Annotated in this window: 16 protein-coding genes; 8 read left to right on the top strand and 8 right to left on the bottom strand. The window is 37.7% G+C overall.

The window, feature by feature from the left end; all coding sequences use genetic code 11:
* Positions 1-206: 206 nt before the first annotated feature.
* From P0077_RS04505 to P0077_RS04495, 3 genes are read right to left on the bottom strand one after another with little or no spacing between them, the layout of a single operon-like run.
* The gene (locus P0077_RS04505; protein WP_276167948.1) at positions 207-2,351 is read right to left on the bottom strand and encodes an OmpA family protein; all 2,145 of its coding nucleotides are present in this window, start codon (positions 2,349-2,351) and stop codon (positions 207-209) included.
* A gap of 2 nt (positions 2,352-2,353) precedes the next feature.
* Positions 2,354-3,292 carry a PorP/SprF family type IX secretion system membrane protein gene (locus P0077_RS04500; RefSeq protein WP_276167947.1) on the bottom strand — a complete coding sequence of 313 codons (939 nt, stop codon included), beginning with the start codon at positions 3,290-3,292 and terminating at the stop codon, positions 2,354-2,356.
* A 3-nt stretch (positions 3,293-3,295) separates the two neighbouring features.
* Positions 3,296-6,178 carry a gliding motility-associated C-terminal domain-containing protein gene (locus tag P0077_RS04495; RefSeq protein WP_276167946.1) on the bottom strand — a complete coding sequence of 961 codons (2,883 nt, stop codon included), beginning with the start codon at positions 6,176-6,178 and terminating at the stop codon, positions 3,296-3,298.
* 258 nt (positions 6,179-6,436) lie between these two features.
* Between P0077_RS04495 and P0077_RS04490 the strand changes: the two genes are divergently transcribed.
* The 7 genes from P0077_RS04490 to P0077_RS04460 all read left to right on the top strand — a co-directional run bounded on the left by P0077_RS04490 (position 6,437) and on the right by P0077_RS04460 (position 13,658).
* Positions 6,437-7,795, top strand: coding sequence for a UDP-N-acetylmuramate--L-alanine ligase (locus P0077_RS04490; RefSeq protein ID WP_276167945.1), 1,359 nt, complete (start codon positions 6,437-6,439; stop codon positions 7,793-7,795).
* 110 nt (positions 7,796-7,905) lie between these two features.
* The gene (radC, locus tag P0077_RS04485) at positions 7,906-8,604 is read left to right on the top strand and encodes a RadC family protein (RefSeq protein ID WP_276167944.1); all 699 of its coding nucleotides are present in this window, start codon (positions 7,906-7,908) and stop codon (positions 8,602-8,604) included.
* A 79-nt stretch (positions 8,605-8,683) separates the two neighbouring features.
* Entirely contained in the window at positions 8,684-9,979 is a 1,296-nt protein-coding gene (locus tag P0077_RS04480; protein WP_276167943.1) for a polysaccharide deacetylase family protein, read from the top strand.
* Positions 9,972-10,661, top strand: a complete 690-nt coding sequence (locus P0077_RS04475) for a YjjG family noncanonical pyrimidine nucleotidase (RefSeq protein ID WP_194524666.1) — start codon at positions 9,972-9,974, stop codon at positions 10,659-10,661. Before P0077_RS04480 ends, P0077_RS04475 begins: the two co-directional genes overlap by 8 nt.
* Positions 10,662-10,716: 55 nt before the next feature.
* Entirely contained in the window at positions 10,717-11,265 is a 549-nt protein-coding gene (locus tag P0077_RS04470) for a hypothetical protein (protein WP_276167942.1), read from the top strand.
* Positions 11,262-12,692, top strand: coding sequence for a DUF5723 family protein (locus P0077_RS04465; protein ID WP_276167941.1), 1,431 nt, complete (start codon positions 11,262-11,264; stop codon positions 12,690-12,692). Before P0077_RS04470 ends, P0077_RS04465 begins: the two co-directional genes overlap by 4 nt.
* 84 nt (positions 12,693-12,776) lie before the next feature.
* The gene (locus P0077_RS04460; RefSeq protein ID WP_276167940.1) at positions 12,777-13,658 is read left to right on the top strand and encodes a hypothetical protein; all 882 of its coding nucleotides are present in this window, start codon (positions 12,777-12,779) and stop codon (positions 13,656-13,658) included.
* Here P0077_RS04460 and P0077_RS04455 read toward each other — a convergent pair.
* On the bottom strand, positions 13,655-14,932 hold the full coding sequence (locus P0077_RS04455) for a replication-associated recombination protein A (protein ID WP_276167939.1): 1,278 nt from the start codon (positions 14,930-14,932) through the stop codon (positions 13,655-13,657). The genes P0077_RS04460 and P0077_RS04455 overlap by 4 nt on opposite strands.
* Before the next feature lie 145 nt (positions 14,933-15,077).
* Between P0077_RS04455 and P0077_RS04450 the strand changes: the two genes are divergently transcribed.
* Entirely contained in the window at positions 15,078-15,821 is a 744-nt protein-coding gene (locus P0077_RS04450) for a rhomboid family intramembrane serine protease (protein ID WP_276169167.1), read from the top strand.
* A gap of 32 nt (positions 15,822-15,853) precedes the next feature.
* Here the strand turns inward: P0077_RS04450 and rlmB are convergent, their stop codons facing one another.
* The 4 genes from rlmB to P0077_RS04430 form a co-directional block, all read right to left on the bottom strand.
* Positions 15,854-16,600 carry a 23S rRNA (guanosine(2251)-2'-O)-methyltransferase RlmB gene (rlmB, locus tag P0077_RS04445; RefSeq protein WP_276167938.1) on the bottom strand — a complete coding sequence of 249 codons (747 nt, stop codon included), beginning with the start codon at positions 16,598-16,600 and terminating at the stop codon, positions 15,854-15,856.
* 84 nt (positions 16,601-16,684) lie between these two features.
* Entirely contained in the window at positions 16,685-17,575 is an 891-nt protein-coding gene (locus P0077_RS04440) for a hypothetical protein (RefSeq protein WP_276167937.1), read from the bottom strand.
* Positions 17,576-17,586: 11 nt separating this feature from the next.
* Positions 17,587-19,131, bottom strand: coding sequence for a SusD/RagB family nutrient-binding outer membrane lipoprotein (locus tag P0077_RS04435; protein WP_276167936.1), 1,545 nt, complete (start codon positions 19,129-19,131; stop codon positions 17,587-17,589).
* A 12-nt stretch (positions 19,132-19,143) separates the two neighbouring features.
* A complete protein-coding gene (locus tag P0077_RS04430; RefSeq protein WP_276167935.1) occupies positions 19,144-22,251 on the bottom strand; it encodes a SusC/RagA family TonB-linked outer membrane protein in 3,108 nt (1,035 codons plus the stop codon).
* Positions 22,252-22,924 lie beyond the last annotated feature (673 nt).

Here is a 22,924-nt window from a genome sequence, read left to right as displayed (position 1 = left end):
CAAACTTCGCAATAGGTTACTCGCTCTCAAATACCTTTCTCGAACTACGTTAGTTGTGAATTTAATTTTTTATTAAGTACAACGAAGATAAAAAGAATAGCAGCAGCAATGAAAAAAGCCCCAAACCAAATTAATGATTTGAGGCCAAGTTTAGGATGGGTAATTATTGTTTATCGAAATTTGACTTTCTATATTTCATGAGGGGGTTATTCCCACTTTACAACTACTAATTCACACCTTCTGTTCCATTCATGGTCTTCTTCAGTACAACTTTCTACTGTTTCGCATTTTACAATGGGTTGTGATTCACCATAGCCTTTTGCAATTATTCTATTTTGGGCAATTCCGTTTTTAACCATAAATTCTTTTGCGGAGTCGGCTCGTTTTTGAGAAAGGTCACGGTTGTATTCAGAGTTACCTCTTATATCCGTATGCGTGCCGATTTCAATGACCATACCAGGGTTGTTTTTCATAATGGCAACTACCTTCGCCAACCTTTCCCTAGCTTCTCGTCTCACATACCAAAGGCTGTAGTCAAAATGAATTTCTTCGGTTTGAATAACGATTCGCTCATTTTCTCTGACAATGGCATCTTCTTTGGCAATTATGGTCTCTATTTTTTTAAGTCGTTCGCGCTCTTCTTTTTCTTGAGTTGCTTTTTGTTTAATGGCTGTTTGCTTCTCTTTTTCTATTTGTGCCAGTTCCGCTGCCTTTTCCTGCTTCTTTTTTCGTTCTATTTCTGCTAAGGCCAGTTTTTCCTCAGCTTCTTTTTTGGCGAGGATTGCTTCGGCTTTTTTTGCTTCACGTTCTCGAATAGAGTAAAGTGTAAGTGAACCATCTTTTACCACATTTCTTTCGGTGTCGGAAATAAGGATTTTTGAGTTGTCTTCATATCCTTCTTTATTCGCCATAATGCGATATTGACTGCTACATTCAATCTGGAATTTAAAGGAAGCATCGGGCGTGGTAATAATTTTTTCTATGGAATTGCCATCGGCGTCTACAAGTTCAATATGCGCATTTGCCAGGGGTAGTTTTGTAGTTTTATCGGTCAAAACACCTGCAATAAATTGCTTGCAATCTTCTATGAGAAGAGGTTTGGTTTCCGAAAAGGAATAGATATCATCACTGCCTTTACCAGCAGGGCGATTAGATGAAAAATACCCTGTTGTACTGTCGTTGTCCATTGACAAGGAGAAGTCGTCATAACCACTATTTACGGGCAGTCCTAGGTTGTCAGGTTTTTCAAAGCTTCCATTGTTTTCTTTTGAAATGAATAGGTCTAGCAGCCCAAAACCGGGATGACCGTTTGAGGCGAAATAGAGGTTGCCCTGGTTATCAATAAATGGAAATTGTTCCTTCTTATCCGTATTGATATCCTCTCCTAGGTTGATAGGATTTCCAAAGAATCCATCCTTTTGAATGGTAACAAAGTATAGGTCAAACGAACCAAAACCACCTTCGCGATCAGAAGAGAAATAAAGTTTTGTTCCGTCCGGACTTAATGCTGGGTGTTCCGTTGAGAAATCATCGCTGTTAAAGGGTAAAGGAGTGATATTCCTCCAAGAATCCTCTACATATTCTGCACGATAAATTTTTAGGTTACTGATTTTATCACCTTCCGTTTTCTTTTTACTGTTTCTGGTAAAATAAATGGTTTTTCTATCTTTTGAAATGGCAAAAGTGCCCTCGTGCATTTTGGAGTTGATTACGCTGCTAATGGATGAGCTTAAACTATCTCCTTGTTCTATTTTTTCAATGGGATGGGAATAGATATCTAAATAGTTTTCATTGTTCCAACGATAGAGTTTAGGCAGGGCACTTGAGTTTTTTCTGGAAGCGCTGTATACCAAATTGGAATCTATACGCGCGGCACCAAATTCTGATGTGGATGTATTGAGGTTGAGGTTTTTAATTTCAAATCTATTACCAATAGCCCTTACATTTTCTACATAGGTGAAGTTGTTTTCAATTTGGCTGACCTTATCGTCTTGTCCTTCCTCTGTATAAAAATCAACGAGCACTTTTTTTGCGTTTTCATATTCGCCTATCGCTTTTAAAGATTGGTTTAGCTTAAAATGATAGCTTTCGTCAACGTTTTCGCCATAATTGGAAATTAAATATCCATACCAACGGGCGGCTGCCTTCATATCAAAAGTATGGTAGTAACTATCCGCAAGGTTTTTAATCAGTTTTGAATTTTTGTTCCGTGGAAGCAACTGCTCATAAAGCGGAATAGCATCACTGTAGTACGCGCGTTCAAAATATGTGTCGGCACGTTTCAGTTCTTGTTGGGCGTAGGTTTGTACGGTTAAACCCAGAACAAACCATATGAAGAGTAGTTTTTTCATGTTTAGTAGAATCTAGGTGATTTGTCGTATCCTTTGCCGAGGCCCAGTAAATCGAGATTAAAAAGAACAAATATTTCATGGGAACCAGAACTGTAGGTGCTGAGGTTCGATAGCGTATAATCATAGGCATAACCAATACGCAAAGCAGGTGTGGCGGCAATGTTGAACATGGCACTTACGGAGTCTTCCAAGCGGTATGACAATCCCCCTTCAAAACGATTTAGGAAAAGGGCGTTCAGCGAAACATCCACAGTTAAAGGAGATCCCTCTACAATTTTAGCCAATGCCGAAGGTTTAAGTTTTAAATCTGGATTTAATTCATACACGTAACCCGAAGTAAGGAAAAAGTGAATATTTTCTGAGCCAATACGATTAATTCCGTCTTTGTTTTCAAGATGTTTTGTTGTCAACAGGTTGGGAGCTGAAATGCCAGCATAAAAATTTTGTCTGTGGTAAAAAGCACCAATACCTACATTTGGAAATGTACTGTTTATATTTTCGTTAAAAGCAGGGTCATCTTGAAACTCAGGAAGCATAAAGCCGTCAAAATTGGTCTCAAAAGTGGTGAAGCCACCTTTTAGCCCTAATGAAAGGTTACTCTTGTCATCTAATTTTAAAATGTATGCAAAATCTGCATAGATATTATTTTCCTTTAAAGCGCCATCTCCAATTTCATCCGTAATAAAAGATAGGCCCACTTCCACTTTATCACTCATGGGAACATGTGTAAAAAAGGTAAGTGTTTTAGGACTTCCTATGGCATTTTTCCATTGAGAGCGGTACAATCCGCCAAAGTTGAGCATACCCACCTCATTGGTGGTGTAGGCAGGGTTCACAACGTTCATGTTGTACATGTACTGGGTGTATTGGGGGTCTTGTTGCCCATGGGCCGCAGCACACACGAACATCAGAAAAATAAAATATAGTTTTATTTCTTTCATGGATTAGCGGTTAAGGTACAATCTGCCCTGTACCGGGTTATGACCTTCTTTGTTATAATCTATAATGTAGAAGTACACGCCGTTAGGGGCTGTGCCGCTTCCATTTTTTCCATTCCAGGCCGGGCTGCTTCGGTCTCCTTTAAATAGGGAAGTACCGTATCGGTTTAAAATTTCCAATGTGAATTCAGGAAATATAATTTCAATATTTGGAATGAAGAACGTATCATTTTTACCATCTCCGTTGGGAGAAAATCCATCGGGAATAAAGAATCCGTATTCTTCAGGTTCACAATTGGTAAGGTCAATGGTGATGGCCATTCGCTCAGGATTCATACAACCTGTATCCGGATTGAAACTTTCGGCATAATACGTGGTTCCCGAAATTAAAAGAACATCTTCTTCAAGTGGAATGCCGTTTGAAGGAGTATCGTACCACAGCACATCATATGAAGAATTACTTTCGGCATCACTTAAATTTTCTATTGTGGGTTCGTCCAATCCGCAAAGAACCAATGTGGTAAATGCTAAACTAGCCGGTTCTAATTGATAAACTGTTGGGATTACTTCGGTCCGTACAGAACTTTGGCATTTTCCATCAACTTCAGTTGCGGCATAATAGCTTTTTCCGTCAATCAAACCGGTATTCGTATCTAAGGCCGTTCCTCCTGTTTCAGTTTCATACCACACTATGGCATTGCTACTGGCTACGCTGGCATTCAAATTATTTACTACGGGGTTTTCTGAACCACAAAATGTAGGATTTCCAACAAATAGCATTGGCGTTTCAGGATCTGAAAGAATAACGGAAACCTGAACTCTATCAGAACCTTCACAATTATTGTTAGGGTCTATGTTTGAGATAAAATAATCTTCACCATCCACAAGCTCGGTATCTATGGGAAGAATATCCATATCCGTTGCCGTGTCATAAAACATGATTTCGCCATTGGCAGTTACTTCAATATCCTGTAATGTAGGAGATGAAGAGGGGAATTGGGCAAGACAAATGGTTTGCAAAGGTTCAGCTTCCGGTAAAGCGGGAACACCTTCAATGGCAAAATTTTCATTCACCTCGAAATCGAAAATTGTTCTACAAGGCGTGGTGTCATTTTGTGTACTTTTTACGGTAACCGTATAATTGCCTTGTTCTAACGTAGCCACGTCAATTTGATAATCTGCAGTACCTCCGGAGAAATTAATGGTATTGTCTATTAAGATGGTGTTGGTTTCTTGTGAAACAACTTCATAGGTAACAATATACGCTCCGTCCGTGAGGGTGGGTGCGGTTACTAAAACGTCAATACCTGTAGCGTTGCATGAATTATCTACCACTATATCTAGCTGAATAGCCTCTGGTATAGCCGTAATTATTGCAGTATTGGTAATATCACATTCCATAGGGAATCCATTATCCACTTCAAAATCAAAATCGTATTCTCCAGTTTCCGTAATTTGGGAAGTAGGGATAGTAAAATTTGCACTGCCGGAAGTGAATGTAATGGCACTAGCAGTATGTGTTGTTTCTGTGGCACTTGGCGCGGTAATGGTGTAATTAACATCATAAGTGCCGTCTGCCCGAGTGAAAGAAGGGTCAAAAATATCGCTTAAGCTTACTGAAATATCTTCGCCCTCACAGGTGTCCGTTACGTTGGCTAGAGGGTCTGTAACAATAAACTGAATTGGAGATACCTGAATATCGGCACAAACCTCTTCTCCTAATGAAATTATGGATAAGGTTGTGGTTACGTTCTTTTCAACCAAATCTGCATCAATTTCAAATGAACCAGTACGGTCTGGGTTAAGAATTAGTGAGGTAGTTTCTCCTGAATTTCCGCTCGAAGAATCCAATTGGTATGTTACGGAATAAGCGCCGGGTGGAATCAATGTATCTTCATAATCGCTTATTTCAATTAGGTATTTATCCGGGTCTATACAAAAATTAGGAGCGGTCATTGTACCCCGAAAAGTGGGTAGAATACTAATTTCAACAGTAGTTCTATGAATGTCACAGACCGCATGTGATGGATAGACGGTATAAGTAAAAGAGAAGGAGCCATAGGTATGGCGGTCTCTAATTGCCTCAATATCTATGTTGTGATCAGTAAGATCGGATAGTTGGTCTGTATCGGTACCTTCTGACCAAGTACCGTTTATATCTTCATCTTCTAATAAATCATTTAAGTCAAAATCAGTATAACTAGATAAATCATCTGTAGTACAGACCGTTAAACTAGAAGCAATACCTGAATTCGCAGGCCTTTGAACTTCAAGCAATAAGGTTACTTGTCTGCTAAGACAGCTGCCTACGGCAGGTACAGTATGGGTAAATTCATATATACCAGGTCCGGCAGATTCTGCATCGAAAAAATTTAATGCTAAATGTGGTGCCGCCTCAGGTGTAATAGCATCCCAAGTACCATTGAAATCTTGAAATTTCCCTTCTGTTTCATCTCCAATAAAACCATGTAAATTTACGGAGGGGTCATCCCCACAGGCATCTGCAGAACCATCTATATTGTCCTCGCCAGGGTACCCGCCCAATGTAATGGTTACAACGGCAGATTCCTCGGAACCACAGGTGTTTGTATAGGTAAACTCGTGTAAACCTGAGTTTTTAACTTCCCACAGGTTTACAATACCGGTATCTCGGTCAAGAGCATAAAAGTTGGCGGGGTCATTAGTGGACCATGTGCCTCCGGGTAGAGGTGTTCCGCCTAATTCTGCAAATAGGTCAAAAGTTTTGTTTGCCTCATCGGAATCTTTCTCACATATGGTTACCGAACTATCGGAACCAGCACACTGTGCGAATGTATCTATTGAAAACAAAATCAAACAAAATGGGAGTACCCATTGCAAGAAGGTTCTTTTGTAAGTTTGGTTGGTCATGTTTAGATGTTAGGGGTGGCAATGTGAAAATTGCTCAGAACAAATGTAAGATGGTGATAAGGTGTACATGAATAAATGTTGTCAAAGCCCTTATTTGAAGGGTGAATCTTACCAAATACGTAGCAAGCATTGTTGGAAAGTGTGCATTTTACCGATGTTTTTGAAGTTTCATCAGATTTTTTATTCGATGAACTGTAGCTGGTTTTGATGTTTTTTATCGAGAAATCAATGCCTATATTTGTGGCAAATACAGCGTTTATGCAGATTCATTTTATTGCAATTGGTGGTAGTGCCATGCACAATTTAGCTTTGGCCTTGGCACATAAAGGTGATGTTGTTACTGGAAGTGACGATGTTATTTTTGAACCCTCTAAATCCCGTTTGAAAGATCAAGGGCTTCTTCCTGAGAGTTTTGGTTGGTTCCCAGAAAAGATAAATGAGAATCTGGATGCTGTTATTTTGGGTATGCATGCAAAAGCCGATAACCCTGAACTATTGAAAGCCCAAGAGTTAGGCTTAAAAATATATTCGTATCCTGAATTTTTGTATGAGCAGGCCAAAGACAAGACACGTGTGGTTATTGGCGGTAGCCATGGGAAAACTACAATTACCTCTATGATTCTTCATGTGTTGAATTACCATGATAGAGAGGTTGATTTTATGGTGGGTGCACAACTGGAAGGTTTTGAACGTATGGTTCACCTGACAGATGATAATGATTTTATGATATTGGAAGGGGATGAATACTTGTCGTCTCCTATAGACCGTAGACCTAAGTTTCATTTATATAAACCTAATATAGCGCTGTTAAGTGGTATTGCATGGGACCATATTAATGTATTTCCTACTTTCGAAAATTATGTAGAGCAGTTTCAGATTTTTGTTGACAGTATAGTAAAAGGAGGCAGTATCACTTACAATGAAGAAGACCTTGAGGTTAAAAAGGTTGTAGAAGCATCTGAAAATACGATTCGTAAATTACCGTACACAACGCCTGAGTATACTATTGAAGACGGCACAACTCTTTTGGAAACTCCGGAAGGCCCTATGCCTATTGAAGTTTTTGGAAAACATAATTTGAGCAATTTGGCAGGCGCCAAATGGATTTGCCAGAATATGGGCGTAGATGAAGATGATTTCTACGAAGCTATTGCAACATTTTCAGGAGCTTCTAAACGATTGGAGAAAATTGCAGAAGGGAAATCTTCAGTTGCTTATAAAGACTTTGCGCATTCTCCAAGTAAAGTGGCTGCAACAACAAAAGCGGTAAAAGAGCAATATGAAAACCGTAAACTAATAGCTTGTTTAGAACTACATACGTATAGTAGTTTTAATCCTGAATTTTTAAAAGAATACAAGGGCGCTTTAGATGCAGCGGACGAAGCGGTAATTTTCTATTTACCAGAATCTGTGGCCATTAAAAAATTGAAAGAAGTTACACCGGAACAAATTTCGGAAGCTTTTGAACGTAACGACCTTAAGATTTATACTAACGCGGCCAGTTTTAAGGACTTTGTTTTTAGTCAGGATTATGATAATGCCGTTTTACTTCTAATGAGTTCCGGTAATTACGGTGGTTTGGATCTGATTCAATTAAAAGAGAAATTTTCTTTGTAATAGAATATTAGGGTAGAGGTAAGGATACATTCAAATGGCTCTTGGCGAGTGGTTTGCTTATTTCATCGGTCATAAAACTTGTTAATAATAGAGTTTACTATATTTATGACATGCATGAAAAATCAACCTCGTTCTCAATCAAACATTGGTCAGATGATGATAAGCCTAGAGAAAAGTTAGTCCAGAAAGGAAGATCCGTTTTATCGGATGCCGAATTGATTGCTATTCTCATTGGTTCCGGGAGTAGGGATGAAAGTGCGGTTGAGCTGGCAAAACGTATTTTAGCCTCTGCAAATAACAACCTGAATGAATTGGGTAAACTTACCATTAAACAACTGATGACTTTTAAGGGTATTGGCGAAGCAAAAGCGGTAACTATTGCAGCTGCGCTAGAGATGGGAAGAAGAAGACGTGGTGAGGAAGCTCAGAAAATTAGCAAAATAAACAGTAGTAGAGATGTTTTTGATTTGCTACAACCGCGCATAGGAGAGTTGCAACACGAAGAATTTTGGATATTATACCTGAGTAATGCCAATAAAGTACTTCATAGCGCACAGTTAAGCAAAGGCGGATTAACAGGAACACTGGTAGACGTCCGCATTGTAATGCGGCAGGCGCTGGAACAAGGTGCGGTTGGGCTGGTGCTATCGCATAATCACCCTTCAGGAACTTTAAGACCTAGTGAAGAAGACCGTAAAGTGACCCAAAAATTAAAAAGAGCGGCTGCTGCACTTGATATAAAAGTTTTGGATCATTTGATAATTACCCAAAAGGATTATTATAGCTTTGCTGATGAAGGTATTCTTTAACTTTGTGGTTTAGAACTTTTCGAACATCAAGAAAGTTTGATTGCCGGTCACCAGTTGAAAATTGAATTCTTAGCAGATTATGTTACTTATTTACACCCATAAAATTACACCGCGTTTCAGGTATACCATGAAGCAGGTCTTTACACGTATATTGGGTATTGAAGTTTCTTTTACTACTAAAGTCGAAGATTTTATTAAGCATTCAGGTGCTAAGATTACGTATACAAAACAACCTTTGCAGAACGAATTCTTTGTTCGTAGCAACGACCTTCTTTTTGAACAAGGTATAAATGATTTACAGATAACGGTTCATGATTGGAATGGTGTTCCTTGTTTTTTTAGAACGGGCGAGAGAAGCAGTCTACCTTTTGATATATTTTCTGCCAGTTTTTATTTGTTAAGTAGGTACGAGGAGTACCTACCTCATGTAAAGGATATACACGATCGTTTTCCCGTTAAGGATAGCATCGCCTATAGAAACAAATTTCTTAAGTTACCGGTTGTGGATATTTGGGCGTATAGGTTACTGGATGAGCTTAAAATCAAGTTTCCTGATCTAGAATATAAACCCAAGAAATACCGTTATGTTTCAGCTATAGATGTAACCACATCACATTGCTTTGCTCATAGAGGTGTTGTCAGGAATGTGGCCGGTTTTTTTTATGATCTGGGTACGTTAAAATTTAAAAGAGTAGGGCAACGTTTTAAGGTGTGGTTTAATCCGGATGAAGACCCGTACAATAATTTCACTTTTTTAATCGATCTACATAGAAAGTTTAAAACCAAAAGTATATTCTTTTTTCAGTTTGCAGAATACTCAACTTATGATAAAAATGTTTCCCCAAATAATAATAAGTTTCGTTATCTCATAAAATCAATTGCAGATTATTCTAAAGTTGCACTAGCAGCATCGTATAGTTCGTTCAATGATAACGAACTATTGAAAAAAGAAAAGAAAAAGCTGACCGGGGTTATCAATAGACCTATAAATTCCTCTAGATTACGTTACAACAGGGTAGATTTACCACATACCTACAGAAATTTGGTAGATGCTGAGTTCGTGGACGATTATACTATGGGTTACACGCATGAGGTTGGTTTTCGCGCCAGTACGTGCACCCCGTTTTATTTTTATGATATCAATTTAGAAGTGCAGCAGCCTATTAGAATACACTCGTTCGCCTTTCATGATTATGCTTTTGTTAATGCCATAAATGAGGATGTGGTAATGGGTCAGGTTTTGGCTATTGCTGAGGCTATAAAAGCTGTAAATGGCGAGTTCGTTTCTGTTTTTTCAAATGAATTATTAGGTGGAGACGAAAAGATAGATTGGATGAAATTGTATGAAACCGTTTTAAAGCAATGCCATGTTTAAGGACATAGTTACCGATGTATTTTTTGATTTAGACCATACCCTTTGGGATTTTGAACGGAATTCTGCACTTACTTTTGGGAAGATTTTTCAGAAGAACCGGATAGAGGTGGAGCTTCCTGACTTTTTGCAGGTGTACACGCCCGCAAATTTTGCTTTTTGGAAGTTGTATAGGGAAGGTAAGATTACCAAAGAAGCCTTAAGGTATCAACGCTTGAAAACGGTCTTTGATGATTTAAAATATATGGTTTCGGATGAGGTCATCAACACCTTATCGGACGATTATATTGCGCATCTTTCTTCGTTCAATCACTTATTCCCTAATACGATTGCAATTCTTGATTATCTCAAACCAAAATATAAACTCCATATCATTACCAACGGATTTCAAGAGGTTCAAGGTAAAAAGCTAAAAAATTCTAAAATACACGATTATTTCGATCAGGTTATAGATTCTGAAATGGCAGGTGTGAAAAAGCCTGACCCTTTTATTTTTAATTTGGCTTTGAACAAAGCAAATACCAGGGCGGAAACCTCATTAATGATAGGTGATAATCTAGAGGCCGATATACTAGGTGCCCAAGCTGTGGGCTATAATGTATTACATTTTAATACACATAAAGAGCCTAAGCATGATTTTTGTGAAATCATTGAGGATTTGCACGAAATAAAAACCTTTTTATAGAGTTATATAGGTAACACCACAATTGCGTTTACTAACGCGAATATTTGGTTTTGCCATGATAAGATTTTTTAAATACACTTTACTCTGCGTTTTGTCTTCCCTCACACTTTTGTCATGTATTGAGGAACAGGATTTTAATCAGTATGATGAGATTGGGCTTACCCCAACTTATGAGGCCAGTATTCTTTATGTAGAAACGCCAGAGTCGTTGGTCAATGCTACAACTGGGGTTAATGTTTTTTCTGAAAATTTTAATTTCGATGCTTTTAGTTCAGACGTTTTTGCTAATCGGGTTCTGGATGGTACTATAACCTACATAGTTGAAAACACAAGTAGTAAAGAACTGGAAGTTAGTATAGAATTACTTGATGCAGGTGGCAATGTATTGGATACAGAGGTTATTCTTGTAGAACCTACTCCAATGGCCATGCTACAGAGAGATATAGCTTACGGGAGTTCCGGTAGAAGTATAGAGATTATCAAGAATACTTCAAGCATACGTGTAACGGCTAACAATTTGGGTGATACTACAAGCACTTCTAGTGAGCCCGACCCAAAAATTGTTTTAAAATCCAGCGGAAAATTCAGAGTCGAAATAGAATGAGATTCTCCAACCTACTTTTTTTAGTCCTTTTTTGGACGTGTCTAGCCATGTTCGGGCAGAACAAGCAGTTGTTGTATGACTTTGTTGAAATTCCACAGTCGGCAATGATTAATCCGGGGGTGGATACCGATTTCCAGTGGTATGCGGGAATTCCGTTAGTATCCGGACCGTCTCTCCAAGCAGGTTCAAGTGGTCTTTCTGTGAACGACATTTTTGCGGTTGATGGGTTAAATATTAATGATAAAATAAGAGATCGTGCCATTTATGGTATGAACGCTCGTGATGAGTTGAGCGGGACATTTCAAATAGAATTTCTAAACTTTGGTTTCCGCGGAAAAAACCCGGATAATTTCTACACTGCAGGAATGTATATTGAAGGTGATGCTATTGGCTATTGGTTTCAAGATTACGCCATCTTGGCTTTTGAAGGAAATGCCGATAAGTTGAATCAACCATTTGATTTAGATCACTTGAAAACCAGAGGTGAGTTAATGAACGTATTCCATATCGGTTTAAATAAAAAAGTTGATAATGATCTCACTATAGGAGTTAGAGGGAAACTGTATTCCAGTATTTTCGATTTTAACTCAACAAAAAACAAAGGTACTTTTATTACTAAAGAAGGCGTAAACAATATTTACTCTAGTACTATTGAAGCAGATATGCAATTACGCACATCCGGCCTAAATGGTTTAAAAGATGCTGCAGATGATGGCACTTTGGCAAGTACCATTACCAAAAGAGCTTTTTTTGGAGGAAATCTTGGTGTAGGCGTAGATTTAGGGTTTACATACCAACTAAGTGACCAAACTGTCCTTACAGGTAGTGTTTTGGACCTTGGTTTTGTTTATCATTCAAAAGATATAAAAAATTACACTTTAAACGGGAGGGCAACTATAGAAGGAATTGAAATTATTTTACCCGACGCTGCTGCTAATCCCAATGCGGATTTTTGGCAAAATTTAGTTGATGATATAGAAGATTTTGTTCCGTTTGATGACAATGCGGATAGTTATATAGCTTTTAGGCCTACAAAGCTATATGGTTCGCTAAGATATAATTTTGGAGAACATGTAAACAACCGAGCAAATTGTGAATGTGGTGTCAATGCATCAAGTAATAGGGCAAGGGCCAAATACGTGAACAGTGCTGGTGGCCAATTGTATATTATAAATAGACCACGAGGTCCACAGATGGCCTTAACCGGTTTTTACCAAAGACGTTTTGGTAATTTTATGAGTATCAAAACAACGTATACTATTGATAAGTTTTCCTATTCCAATATAGGTTTAGGACTTTCCGTTCAGGCCGGGCCTGTAAATATCTATGCAATGGCAGATAATTTACTATCATATGGCAATTTAGCAGATAGTAATTATGCTTCTTTTCAGTTAGGATTAAATATCATATCTTGGGGCAAGAAATGATATAGTAGTGCCAATTAATGCGCAACTCCAAGGTTTGGCACGCTTTTTTCATCTTCCTATTTACAAATATTAAATACAAAGATTGTGAAGCATATATTCCTGACCTGTTTTTTTATGGTAAGCCTTATTGGTATGGCCCAAGAACAACTAAATGATTACAAGTATATTATAGTACCCAAGAAGTTTGATGGTTTCAAGAAGGTGAACCAATATCAGACCAGTACATTAGTGAAATACTTGTTTACCGAGGAAGGTTTCCAAACGGTTTATGATGATGAACTGCCTAATGAGCTTAATAACAATAGGTGTCTGGGCTTGATGGCAAAACTAGTCGATGGTTCATCAATGTTCACAACCAAAGCCGGTGTTGTTTTGGAGAATTGTAGTGGGCAGGAGGTTTTTGCAACACCCGTAGGTAAGAGCAAAGAGAAGGATTATAAGTTAGCATATGGAGAGGCGTTAAGAAATGCTTTTAAGACTTTTAATACCATAAGTTATAGCTACAATGGGAAAGCCGACAAAACAGAACCGATAACAGCAAGCTTTAAGAACGATGTGAAACAGATTGAAGAAAAGGCTCAATCTTATGAGCCAAAGAATAAACAGCCAATGGTTCAACAAGAAGCTACGCGCGAAGTTCAAAGTTATAAGGATAACCGGCCTACGCCTTCTAATTTAAAAAGTTCCGTTCAGTCGGCACCAACACCAAGTGTATCTGATGTTGTGATAGATGCAGAAAAATCTGGTATGGGCACATTGTATGCTCAAGAAATCCCTAACGGATTTCAATTGGTGGATAGCACGCCTAAAATCCGGTTAAAAATATACAAAACATCACTTCCGGATTATTTTCTAGCCGAAGGAGATAGTGCAAACGGTGTGGTCTTTCAGCAAAATGGGAAGTGGTTTTTTGAACAATACGTTGATGGTAAACTTAAAACCGAAGAACTGACCGTTAAATTTTAATGGTCGTATTTTCCTTTCCACCTATTTTTTAGGAATTCTTTAATGGCATTTTCTCTGGAGTTATTTCCGGGTTTATAAAACGGTGTGCCAGTTAATTCTTCAGGTAAAAATTCGGCATCTACGAAGTTATTTTCATAATCGTGGGCATATTTATATTCGGCTCCATAGCCTAAATCTTTCATTAATTTAGTAGGAGCGTTTCGCAAGGGCAGAGGAACGGAAAGGTCACCGGTTTCCCTAACTTTTTGCTGTGCCTTTTTAATCGCCATATAGCTAGCATTACTTTTTGGTGACGTGGCCAAGTAAACGGCACATTGGCTAAGAATTATACTTGCTTCAGGGTACCCAATGGTGGTAACCGCCTGAAAAGCATTATTGGCAATGACCAGAGCCGTAGGGTTGGCAAGACCAATATCTTCTGAGGCCGAAATAAGGAGCCTACGGGCTATGAATTTTATATCCTCGCCGCCTTCAATCATTCTGGCAAGCCAATACACGGCACCGTTGGGGTCGCCCCCTCGAATGGATTTTATAAAAGCTGATATGATGTCATAGTGCTGTTCGCCAGTTTTATCATAAAGAACTGTATTTTTTTGAACTTTGCTCAGTACAAGTTCATCTGTTATTTTTACGGTGTCTCCGGTTTCGGAATTTACAACTAGTTCAAAAATATTCAAGAGTTTGCGTCCGTCACCGCCAGATAGCCTCATAAGAGCTTCGGTCTCTTTTAGGTCTATTTTTTTTGATTTAAGGTATTTGTCCTCTTTGATTGCTCTTTTTAATAGATTTTCTAAATCATCTTTTCCAAAAGCGTTTAAAATATACACCTGACATCGTGATAATAAAGCTGGGATTACCTCAAAACTTGGGTTTTCTGTAGTGGCGCCGATTAAGGTAACCCAACCCTTCTCAACAGCCGCTAGAAGTGAATCTTGTTGTGATTTGCTAAAACGATGGATTTCATCAATAAATAGAATAGGGTTTTTGGCCGTAAAAAGACCGCCACTTTTTTTTGCCTTATCTATTACCTCACGTATATCTTTAACCCCACTATTAATAGCACTAAGGATATAAAAGGGGCGCTCACTTTCATTAGCTATTATATTTGCCAAAGTTGTTTTACCGGTACCGGGAGGCCCCCAAAGAATTAGGGAAGGTATAATTCCCCGTTTTATCTGGTTTGTTAGTGAGCCTTCTTTACCTACCAAGTGGCTTTGGCTTATATAATCTTCTAATGTTTTTGGGCGAATGCGTTCCGCTAGAGGTTCGTTCATGATGCAAAAGTATAATAAAGTTGGCAGAAGCGTGTTTCATATAGAAAGGCAAACGAGCTTTTTTCCAAGTTGAATGTATGTCATAGCAAATGACGATTTAGCAGTAGAGAATAGGTTGGCTAGCTTATTGCTTATTTTAGTGGATATGTCCGAAAACACCTATTTTAAATTTACAAACAGCGTCATTATTGTGCCTTTATTGGCAATGCTCAGTATATGGACGGTGTATTGGGTGGAATTAAGGCTTAGAATCAATCTTAATGAATACGGTATATACCCACAACGAGTTACAGGCTTAAAAGGCATCGTATTGAGTCCTTTTATTCATGGTTCGCTAGAACACCTCTATAATAATACTATTCCGTTGGCCGTATTAAGCGCTTCGCTGTTCTATTTTTATCGAAGTATAGCACTACGTGTTCTGTTAATTGGTGTTCTAATTTCCGGTTTTTTTACTTGGGCAGTAGGTAGACCTTCATATCATATTGGAGCGAGTAGTGTTATTTATCTCTTGGCGAGTTTTATTTTTTTTAAAGGGATTTTCACCAAACATTATCGGTTGGTAGCTTTATCCCTAATTGTGGTTTTTATATATGGAAGTATGCTTTGGTATATTTTTCCGGTAAAAGATGGAATTTCTTGGGAAGGACATCTAGGAGGGTTTTTGGCAGGACTTTTACTGGCATTTGTGTTAAAAGCCGAAATGCCGCCGGTGAAAAAATACGATTGGGAAAATGAGGATTATGATGAAGAAGCTGATGCATTTCTTCGCCAATTTGATGAAAACGGTAATTTTATAGAAAAGCTACCGGACAAAGATATTCCTGAAGATACAGTCCAAGTCAATTATCACTTCAAGGAAAGTAAAGAAAGGGATTCTTTGAAGTAGTATTAGTTTTTGGCGACCGTTAAGTTAGAAAACTAAGCTTTGACCACCGTTCTTTGTCTAACGGCTTCATATAGAAAGACTGCACAAGCAACTGAAACATTTAAAGATTCAATTTCACCCAACAAAGGTAATTTTGCCAAATAATCTGCTGCTTTTAGGGTAGAAGGGGAGATACCCCTATCTTCAGAACCCATGATTATTGCCGATGGCCCGGTAAAATTAACATCGTATATTGAGGTGTCCGTTTTTTCTGTAGCGCCAACAACGCTTATTCCACTTGCTTGAAGGTAATAAACAGCATCTTTAATATGGTCTACCTTTGCGATAGGGACGTTAAAAGCAGCTCCCGCGGATGTTTTAATTGTATCGGCAGTAACGGGTGCAGCACCTTTTTTCTGTATAATAATACCATCTACTCCGGTGCATTCTGCAGTTCTTATAATCGCACCAAAATTACGAACATCAGAAAGTTGGTCAAGAAGTAGAAATAAAGGAGCTTCCTTGTCAGCTATGACGCTCTCAACAAGTTCTTCAAGTTCATAAAAAGTAATGGGAGAAATATTGGCAACAACGCCTTGATGATTATTCTGTGTTAAGCGGTTCAGTTTCTCAATAGGTACGTAAGAACAGTTGATTCCATTTTTGCGAACTAATCCTTCTAGTTCACGTGATAAATCTCCTTTAAGGCCTTTCTGGACAAATACCTTGTCAATAGGTTCATTAGCATTTATAGCTTCTATGACCGCGCGTATACCGTAAATCTGAGTTGTTTTGTCCATGGGGTAAAGGTAAATAAAAAACCACCTCAATTGAGGTGGTTTTTTAGTTACTGTTCGTAATATTAAAAATAGTTAATTGAATAATTAGTTTTGTCTAACTAAGGTTTCGGTAAATTCTCTTGTAGCACCAGCTCCTCTAAAATATCCAGTAGTAATTTTTACGATATGTTTGCCATCAGGCTTAAGTTCTTGATTAGTTGTAGTTTCATCACAAACAACGGATTCAAATTTACCTCCGGCACATGTCATTATCGGAGATCCATTTAATAAGGTTGGTTCTCCTTCTAAATCTTTGTCTAATACAGTAATTACATTTGTAGCAGGGTCTACGGTAAAATAAAAATCATTGTCTTCTGGCCAAAATCCAATACCAACATGTCTGTACAAATCAGGAGAAACAGCTTCGATGGAAACTGTCCCGGAATAATTTCCCGCTAAAGAACCAGAGTTCCAGTATTGTCCTTCCTCTACGTCATAAGTACCTGCCAGTGTATTTTCATCAAGGGTTTTGAGTGTTAAATTCATAGAATTAACATCTGATACCGCTTCTGATGAACTGGTTATTTCAAGTATAATGTCCTTAAAATCAAATGGAACTAAATCTGTTGTAAGAATGCGTACAGACGTATTTGCTGTATTTTCGCCTGCAGGTATAGTTAGAGAAGTTGAAGTTAATTCAAAATCCACACCTTCCTGTGCCTCAGAATCTGCACTGGTAGCAATTGTTACTTCTACATCTCTATCCAAAACTTCATTTCTTCCACCAAAATAAGTTATTGGTATTTCGTAATCTATAAACGAGATATTTGGATTTTTAATAATGTTTAGCTCATCTGTTGTGTTTTGAAACTGAGCTAATATAGGTCCTTTGCCAAAATCTACTTCATCTTGGTCAACAATCGCATCACAAGATGTAATTAATACAACAAGTAACAATGCTGCGATAAAATTAAATTTTAAAAATATCTTTTTCATTATTTTATTTTTTATTTCCAAAATGGATTGTTCGTAAATGCATCGCTTTTAGTTTGAGCAGGAACGTTTAAAGCGTTTCTTCCAACCTCTGAATCGGGATATAATAATCTTACAGGTCTTACGCCATCAGATTCAGCTGGAATAGGTAGGCCAACAGGAAATCCTGTTCGTGTTAATTCAACCCAAGACTCAATTGAAGATGTTCCGTTTAGTGCTATCCATTTTTGAGTGATTATAGCTTCAATTTTATCAGTGGATGAATCCCAGGCCACATTTTTTATAGGTTGAGAATGATAGGCTTGGGCTCTTTCGAGGGTAGTGGCGGCTTCTACTGGTGGTGTTGCAGTAGCATCGGCATCTATGGGTGGTACATGAAGGTATTCAAAGGACTCTTCTATAGCTGCTTCATATAATGCTTTTGCGGCGGCATCACCACCTGGCAAATAGCCTCTAACGGTAGCTTCTGCTTGAAGTAATAAACCTTCGCTGTACAGCATTAATGGTTGGTCTTGTTCGGAACTTACTAATAATCCAGGTCCTACATGAGACAAGTCATTAGATGTAAATCCAGAACCAGGAAGGATTGTAGTTTGTTCTGCTCCTTTGTAACCACCATTAACTGCTTCAGAATATAGTTGATTTAATCTATCGTCGCCATTTGTGGTTAAATATTCGAGGATGTAATCTGTCGCAACGGTAAAATCATTTCTGTCAAGAGTTGTGTTGTTAGGTCCTCTACCTATATAACCAAAGAAAGGGCTTTGTTTGCCTTCGTTATCAGAGTAACCAGGATTAGCACTAACGTTACTGGTAATATAGCCAGCTCCATTTGCAGCTATTAAGTCTAATTGCTCTTGAATGTAAGCATCTTGACCTGTTCCGCTTAATCGTACCAATAAACGTAATTTAATTGTATTTGCAAATTCTGCCCAGTGTGTCATATCTCCTCCATAGATTATATCCTGAGTCCCTGGGTTTTCAGCATCAGCACTAACATTTAGGGCTAACACGGCAGCTGTGGTAAGATTATCAATTAAAGCAGTGTAAACGGCTTCCTCATCGTCATAGGCGGGAGTTGGGTTTTCCGCTCTCAGGTTTGCTTCTGAAAAAGGAATATCGCCGTATAAGTCTACTAAATATTGATATTGAAAACTTTTAAGAATTGTGGCTATTGCTTTATATGCAGAATAGTCTATATCGGATTCGTCTCCTCCGAAATTTTCAACAAAAGTTAAATCTTTGAAAACCAGTAAATAAGATTCTTCAAAAATATTACTGAAAAAAGTGTTTGCTATATTATATTGAATCAACTCTTGATTGGCGGACCAATTTGATGGTGTTGACCAATTATAAGTCATAAACTGCCCTAAGTAAGTCATTTCTTCCGCGTTTATATCTACTAGTGCTTGTTGAGCAACTGGCAAAGTTAAATCAGGAGTAGATATAGATGGGTCATTTGGGTTTTCATTTACATCCAAAAAATCATCACAACCTATAAAAACCAGCATACTAACTATGATGCTTAGATATTTTATATATTTTGTTTTATTTTTCATTTTATCTTTTATTTAAAATTTAACAGTAAGAGATGCACCAAAAGTTCTTGAAGGAGGACCTTGTTGTTGAGTACCGATACCTACCGCATTTCCTGTGTCAAGTCCGAACTCTGGATCAGTAATCTTATTTTCTTTAGGTAACCATGTAACCAAGTTTCTGCCGAATATACCTAGAGTTAACTCTGACAGCCCAATTTGCTCTAAAAATTCTTGATTAAAATCATAGGTTAAAGAAACTTCACGCAATCTTAAGCTTGTAGCGTCTGTAACATAGTTTTCTTTAATTTCATTATAAGAATCCCAAAAAGCATTCCCGCCCCCCGATGTCAATCTGGTTGTATTTGCAGTATATCCACCGTTTCCATCTGCATATGAAGAATTTGGAAAAACAAATGGTTGTCTTCCTGATTCAACACTATGTGGTGTTAAACCTGTAAACTCTAATGCATCATATAAATTATTGTAGAATACATGACCAGTTCTATAATCTGCCGATGCATATAATCTTAGGTTTTTATACTTTATCGTAGTGTTTCCACCAAGAATATAATCTGGTACAGTTTTGCCTTGTATTTGTTCTTGTGTATCCTGAATAGGATCACCATCTGCATCAACCACAATTCTTCCTTGGGGGTCTCTTTCGTATGCCGTAGTACGTAATAGAGGGAAAGATTCTCCAACTCTTGCTACAATACGGGCTCCTGCAGCAGCGGCTGCCCCTATTTCAATTTCTTGTACACCTTCAGTGAGTTCGAGTACTTCGGATTTAAACCCTGTATAGTTCAAGTTCATCTTCCATGAAAAATCATTAGTGCTAACGAGAGTACTTTTTAGATCTAATTCAAGACCTTTGTTTTCTATTTCGCCAACATTAACCACATTAGTGGTAGCACCTGAAGCAAGAGAAACGTTTACAGGTATTATTTGGTCAACCGTATTGGTTTGATATCCTGTTGCTATAAGAGATAATCGGTCTTTTAGCACTGTTATTTCTATACCGGCTTCAATTGAGGTAGTAAATTCTGGTCCTAAAAACGGGTCCGGGGCATCACTTGACTGTGAGAGGCCTACAGTATTTGCATAAGGAAAATTAGAAGGGGTCGTAAACGTTGAATTGTTTTGGTATGCACTAGGGTCATTACCTGTTTTAGTTATACTAAAGTTGGCTTTAAGGTAACTTAATCCATTTTCACTTTTTAGTCCTGGGAATGCGTCAGTAACGACAAAGGATAATCCTGCACCAGGATAAAAGAAAGAATTGTCGTTGATGTTTAATGCTGAGGACCAATCATTTCTTGCTATTAAATTAAGAAACAAATAGTTTTTATAGCCTAAAGTAAAATCTGCATAAGCTCCCATTCTTCTATATTCAGTAGTAGCTTCGGAACCTATTAATTCACCAGTTCTTGTGGACACGTTGTAAAAATCAGGGATAATCAAGTCATTACCAGAAACCGAAACAAAATCAGTGGTTTCAATTCTTGTGTTTTGTCCAACAACTAACTTTGTTGAAAAATCATTGAACTCTTTGTCAAATGTCAGGAGTATATCACTATTAAAACGATCTGTACCAAACAAGAAGCTTGTAGTGGTAGCCCCATAAGCATCTAGGTTGCTATATGCATCAGGTACTTGAAAGGCATATGTGAAAGCACCAGTCTCTTTTTTAAATTTAGTAGTGCTATTTGTATAACCTGTAACTAAGGATGCTTTAAGCCAATCAGTTATTTGGTAGTCAACGTTGGTAAGGAAATTAAATTCTTTAATATCCTGTTTGTCTCTTTGTGTATCGATTATAAAATATGGATTTTCATAGAATCTGAAAAAAGAAACTTCATTTCTTGTAAACTCACCTGTTTGCCAGTTAGTATAATCTAAACCATCTACAGCGCCATTTAGAGGTATGTGCAAAGGCGTATTTATCAAAGTCCAATAAAAAGGTCTGGATTGTCTACCCCCGGTTGAAGATGTAACGTTTTGGTGGTCTCTAAAAAAAGTAGCGTTACCGCCAATTTTCAATTTTCCGTACTCTCTACTACCTTTAATTCTCGCATTTGTTCTATTGTACTTGTCTTTTGGAATGGTACCAGTAGTATTTGTCTGATCAATCGATAAAAGAAAGTCACTGGTTTCATCACCCCCACTTAATATAACACCATGTCTATTCGTAATCCCAGTATTGAAAAAGTCCCTATTCCTATTTTTTATTGGAGTATAGGGTAATTGCAATACTCTTCCATCTTCATAAGTTTCACTACCATCTACTAATTGACCGTCATACTTCGGCCCCCATGCTACATTTTCCAGTGGAAATAAAGTGCCATCCGGGAATCCTCCAGCTCCATATTGATCTTGTAATTCAGGTAAATAGGAAACCTTCTCAAATTGTGTGGAAGTATTATATTCAACACTCATTTTACCTTTCCCTTTTTTCGTAGTAACCAACAATACACCGTTACTAGCTTCAGATCCATAAAGAACTGATGAGTTAGATCCTTTAAGGACTGTTGTACTTTCAATATCATTTGGCGAAATACGGTCATAAACTCCTCTAGCCGAGGGAAAACCATCAATAACGATTAAGGCTTGATTGTTTCCTTGTAATGATCTGCTACCCCTTAAAACGATTCGTGTACTAGGGTTAACGCCACTGTTAATGGTGTTAATTTGCATACCTGAAACTTTACCAACCATTGCCGTTGCAGCATTCACAGATTTTGTTTCTGTAAGCGCTTTAGTATCTAAACTGGCAACGGAGTAAGCAAGTTCTCTTGGTTTTCGATTGATATTTAAGGCGGTTACTACCACTTCTTCTAAAGCCTCTGTATCTTCTTCCATCTGAAGGTTAATGGTATTGGAGTTTTCTACAGTACGGGTAGCACTTTTGTATCCAATATAGGAGAATACTAGTGATTCGCCTTCACTTGCTGATATCGTGTAGTTCCCGTCAAAATCTGTCTGAGTTCCATTGGTAGTCCCATTAACAACGATATTAACCCCGGGTAGTGGTAGGCCGTCTTGATCGGAGACTGTCCCAGTAATAGGTTTGGTTTGTGCAAATGAAATCTGCATGATTAACGCCAAAAGAAGCGTTAACAATCCTTTTTGTTTTGCTCTCATTTTATATTTGTTTGAATTAGCTTGTTATAAAATTCATAATTTAAAGTTAAAAATCCTATTTTTTTTAACTTTAAATTATGCTTGCATAGCTTTTTAAGTGTTATAAAATGTAGTTTACGGTGTTTTTTCTGAAGAAAACAAACACGACATTGCTTATTCGTTATGAAAAAATATTATTTTTTAGGATTTAGCCTAAAATAACAGTGTTTTATTGTTAAAAAAATTACAATATCGCATAAATATTGTTTTTAGATGAGATATGTTAAATATTGTTAAAATATTTGCTTGTTTCAGCTGATGATTGTGTAAAAGAGTGTGGTTATGGTCCTCTAATGTGCTAGGTTGTAACTAGTGAAGTTTGTTAATCTTGCTGTAGTAAGTATGGTTTTTAGGAAACAGAAATAAGTTTAATGACTTATTTTCTCGGGTTTAACTAGAAAATGGCGAGATGGTTATTCTCTTCTGTTTAAGCTGTTCCTTCTAAGCCATTTATAAGTCATGAAAGGTTGTTAAATTCATTGTTGGAGTTTTAATTTGGCTAGTTTAATCTGTTTATACAGGTGGTATTTTTAGGTCGATAGCCTTAAGGACTGCATAAATATTCTAATATCCGATTTTCAAGTATTCAGCCGCTAACCCTATATTAGTATTCCGAAATCAAAGGTATATTGAT

Source organism: Zobellia alginiliquefaciens (assembly GCF_029323795.1).
GTDB classification, from domain to species: domain Bacteria; phylum Bacteroidota; class Bacteroidia; order Flavobacteriales; family Flavobacteriaceae; genus Zobellia; species Zobellia alginiliquefaciens.
Note: the sequence above shows the minus strand (reverse complement) of the source record. Positions and strands in the feature narration are given on the sequence as shown.

Coding starts and splice junctions, on each gene's coding strand:
- P0077_RS04505 (WP_276167948.1), bottom strand. CDS start 2,351: ATGAAAAAACTACTCTTCATATGGTTTGTTCTGGGTTTAACCGTACAA.
- P0077_RS04500 (WP_276167947.1), bottom strand. CDS start 3,292: ATGAAAGAAATAAAACTATATTTTATTTTTCTGATGTTCGTGTGTGCT.
- P0077_RS04495 (WP_276167946.1), bottom strand. CDS start 6,178: ATGACCAACCAAACTTACAAAAGAACCTTCTTGCAATGGGTACTCCCA.
- P0077_RS04490 (WP_276167945.1), top strand. CDS start 6,437: ATGCAGATTCATTTTATTGCAATTGGTGGTAGTGCCATGCACAATTTA.
- radC (WP_276167944.1), top strand. CDS start 7,906: ATGCATGAAAAATCAACCTCGTTCTCAATCAAACATTGGTCAGATGAT.
- P0077_RS04480 (WP_276167943.1), top strand. CDS start 8,684: ATGTTACTTATTTACACCCATAAAATTACACCGCGTTTCAGGTATACC.
- P0077_RS04475 (WP_194524666.1), top strand. CDS start 9,972: ATGTTTAAGGACATAGTTACCGATGTATTTTTTGATTTAGACCATACC.
- P0077_RS04470 (WP_276167942.1), top strand. CDS start 10,717: ATGATAAGATTTTTTAAATACACTTTACTCTGCGTTTTGTCTTCCCTC.
- P0077_RS04465 (WP_276167941.1), top strand. CDS start 11,262: ATGAGATTCTCCAACCTACTTTTTTTAGTCCTTTTTTGGACGTGTCTA.
- P0077_RS04455 (WP_276167939.1), bottom strand. CDS start 14,932: ATGAACGAACCTCTAGCGGAACGCATTCGCCCAAAAACATTAGAAGAT.
- P0077_RS04450 (WP_276169167.1), top strand. CDS start 15,078: ATGTCCGAAAACACCTATTTTAAATTTACAAACAGCGTCATTATTGTG.
- rlmB (WP_276167938.1), bottom strand. CDS start 16,600: ATGGACAAAACAACTCAGATTTACGGTATACGCGCGGTCATAGAAGCT.
- P0077_RS04440 (WP_276167937.1), bottom strand. CDS start 17,575: ATGAAAAAGATATTTTTAAAATTTAATTTTATCGCAGCATTGTTACTT.
- P0077_RS04435 (WP_276167936.1), bottom strand. CDS start 19,131: ATGAAAAATAAAACAAAATATATAAAATATCTAAGCATCATAGTTAGT.
- P0077_RS04430 (WP_276167935.1), bottom strand. CDS start 22,251: ATGAGAGCAAAACAAAAAGGATTGTTAACGCTTCTTTTGGCGTTAATC.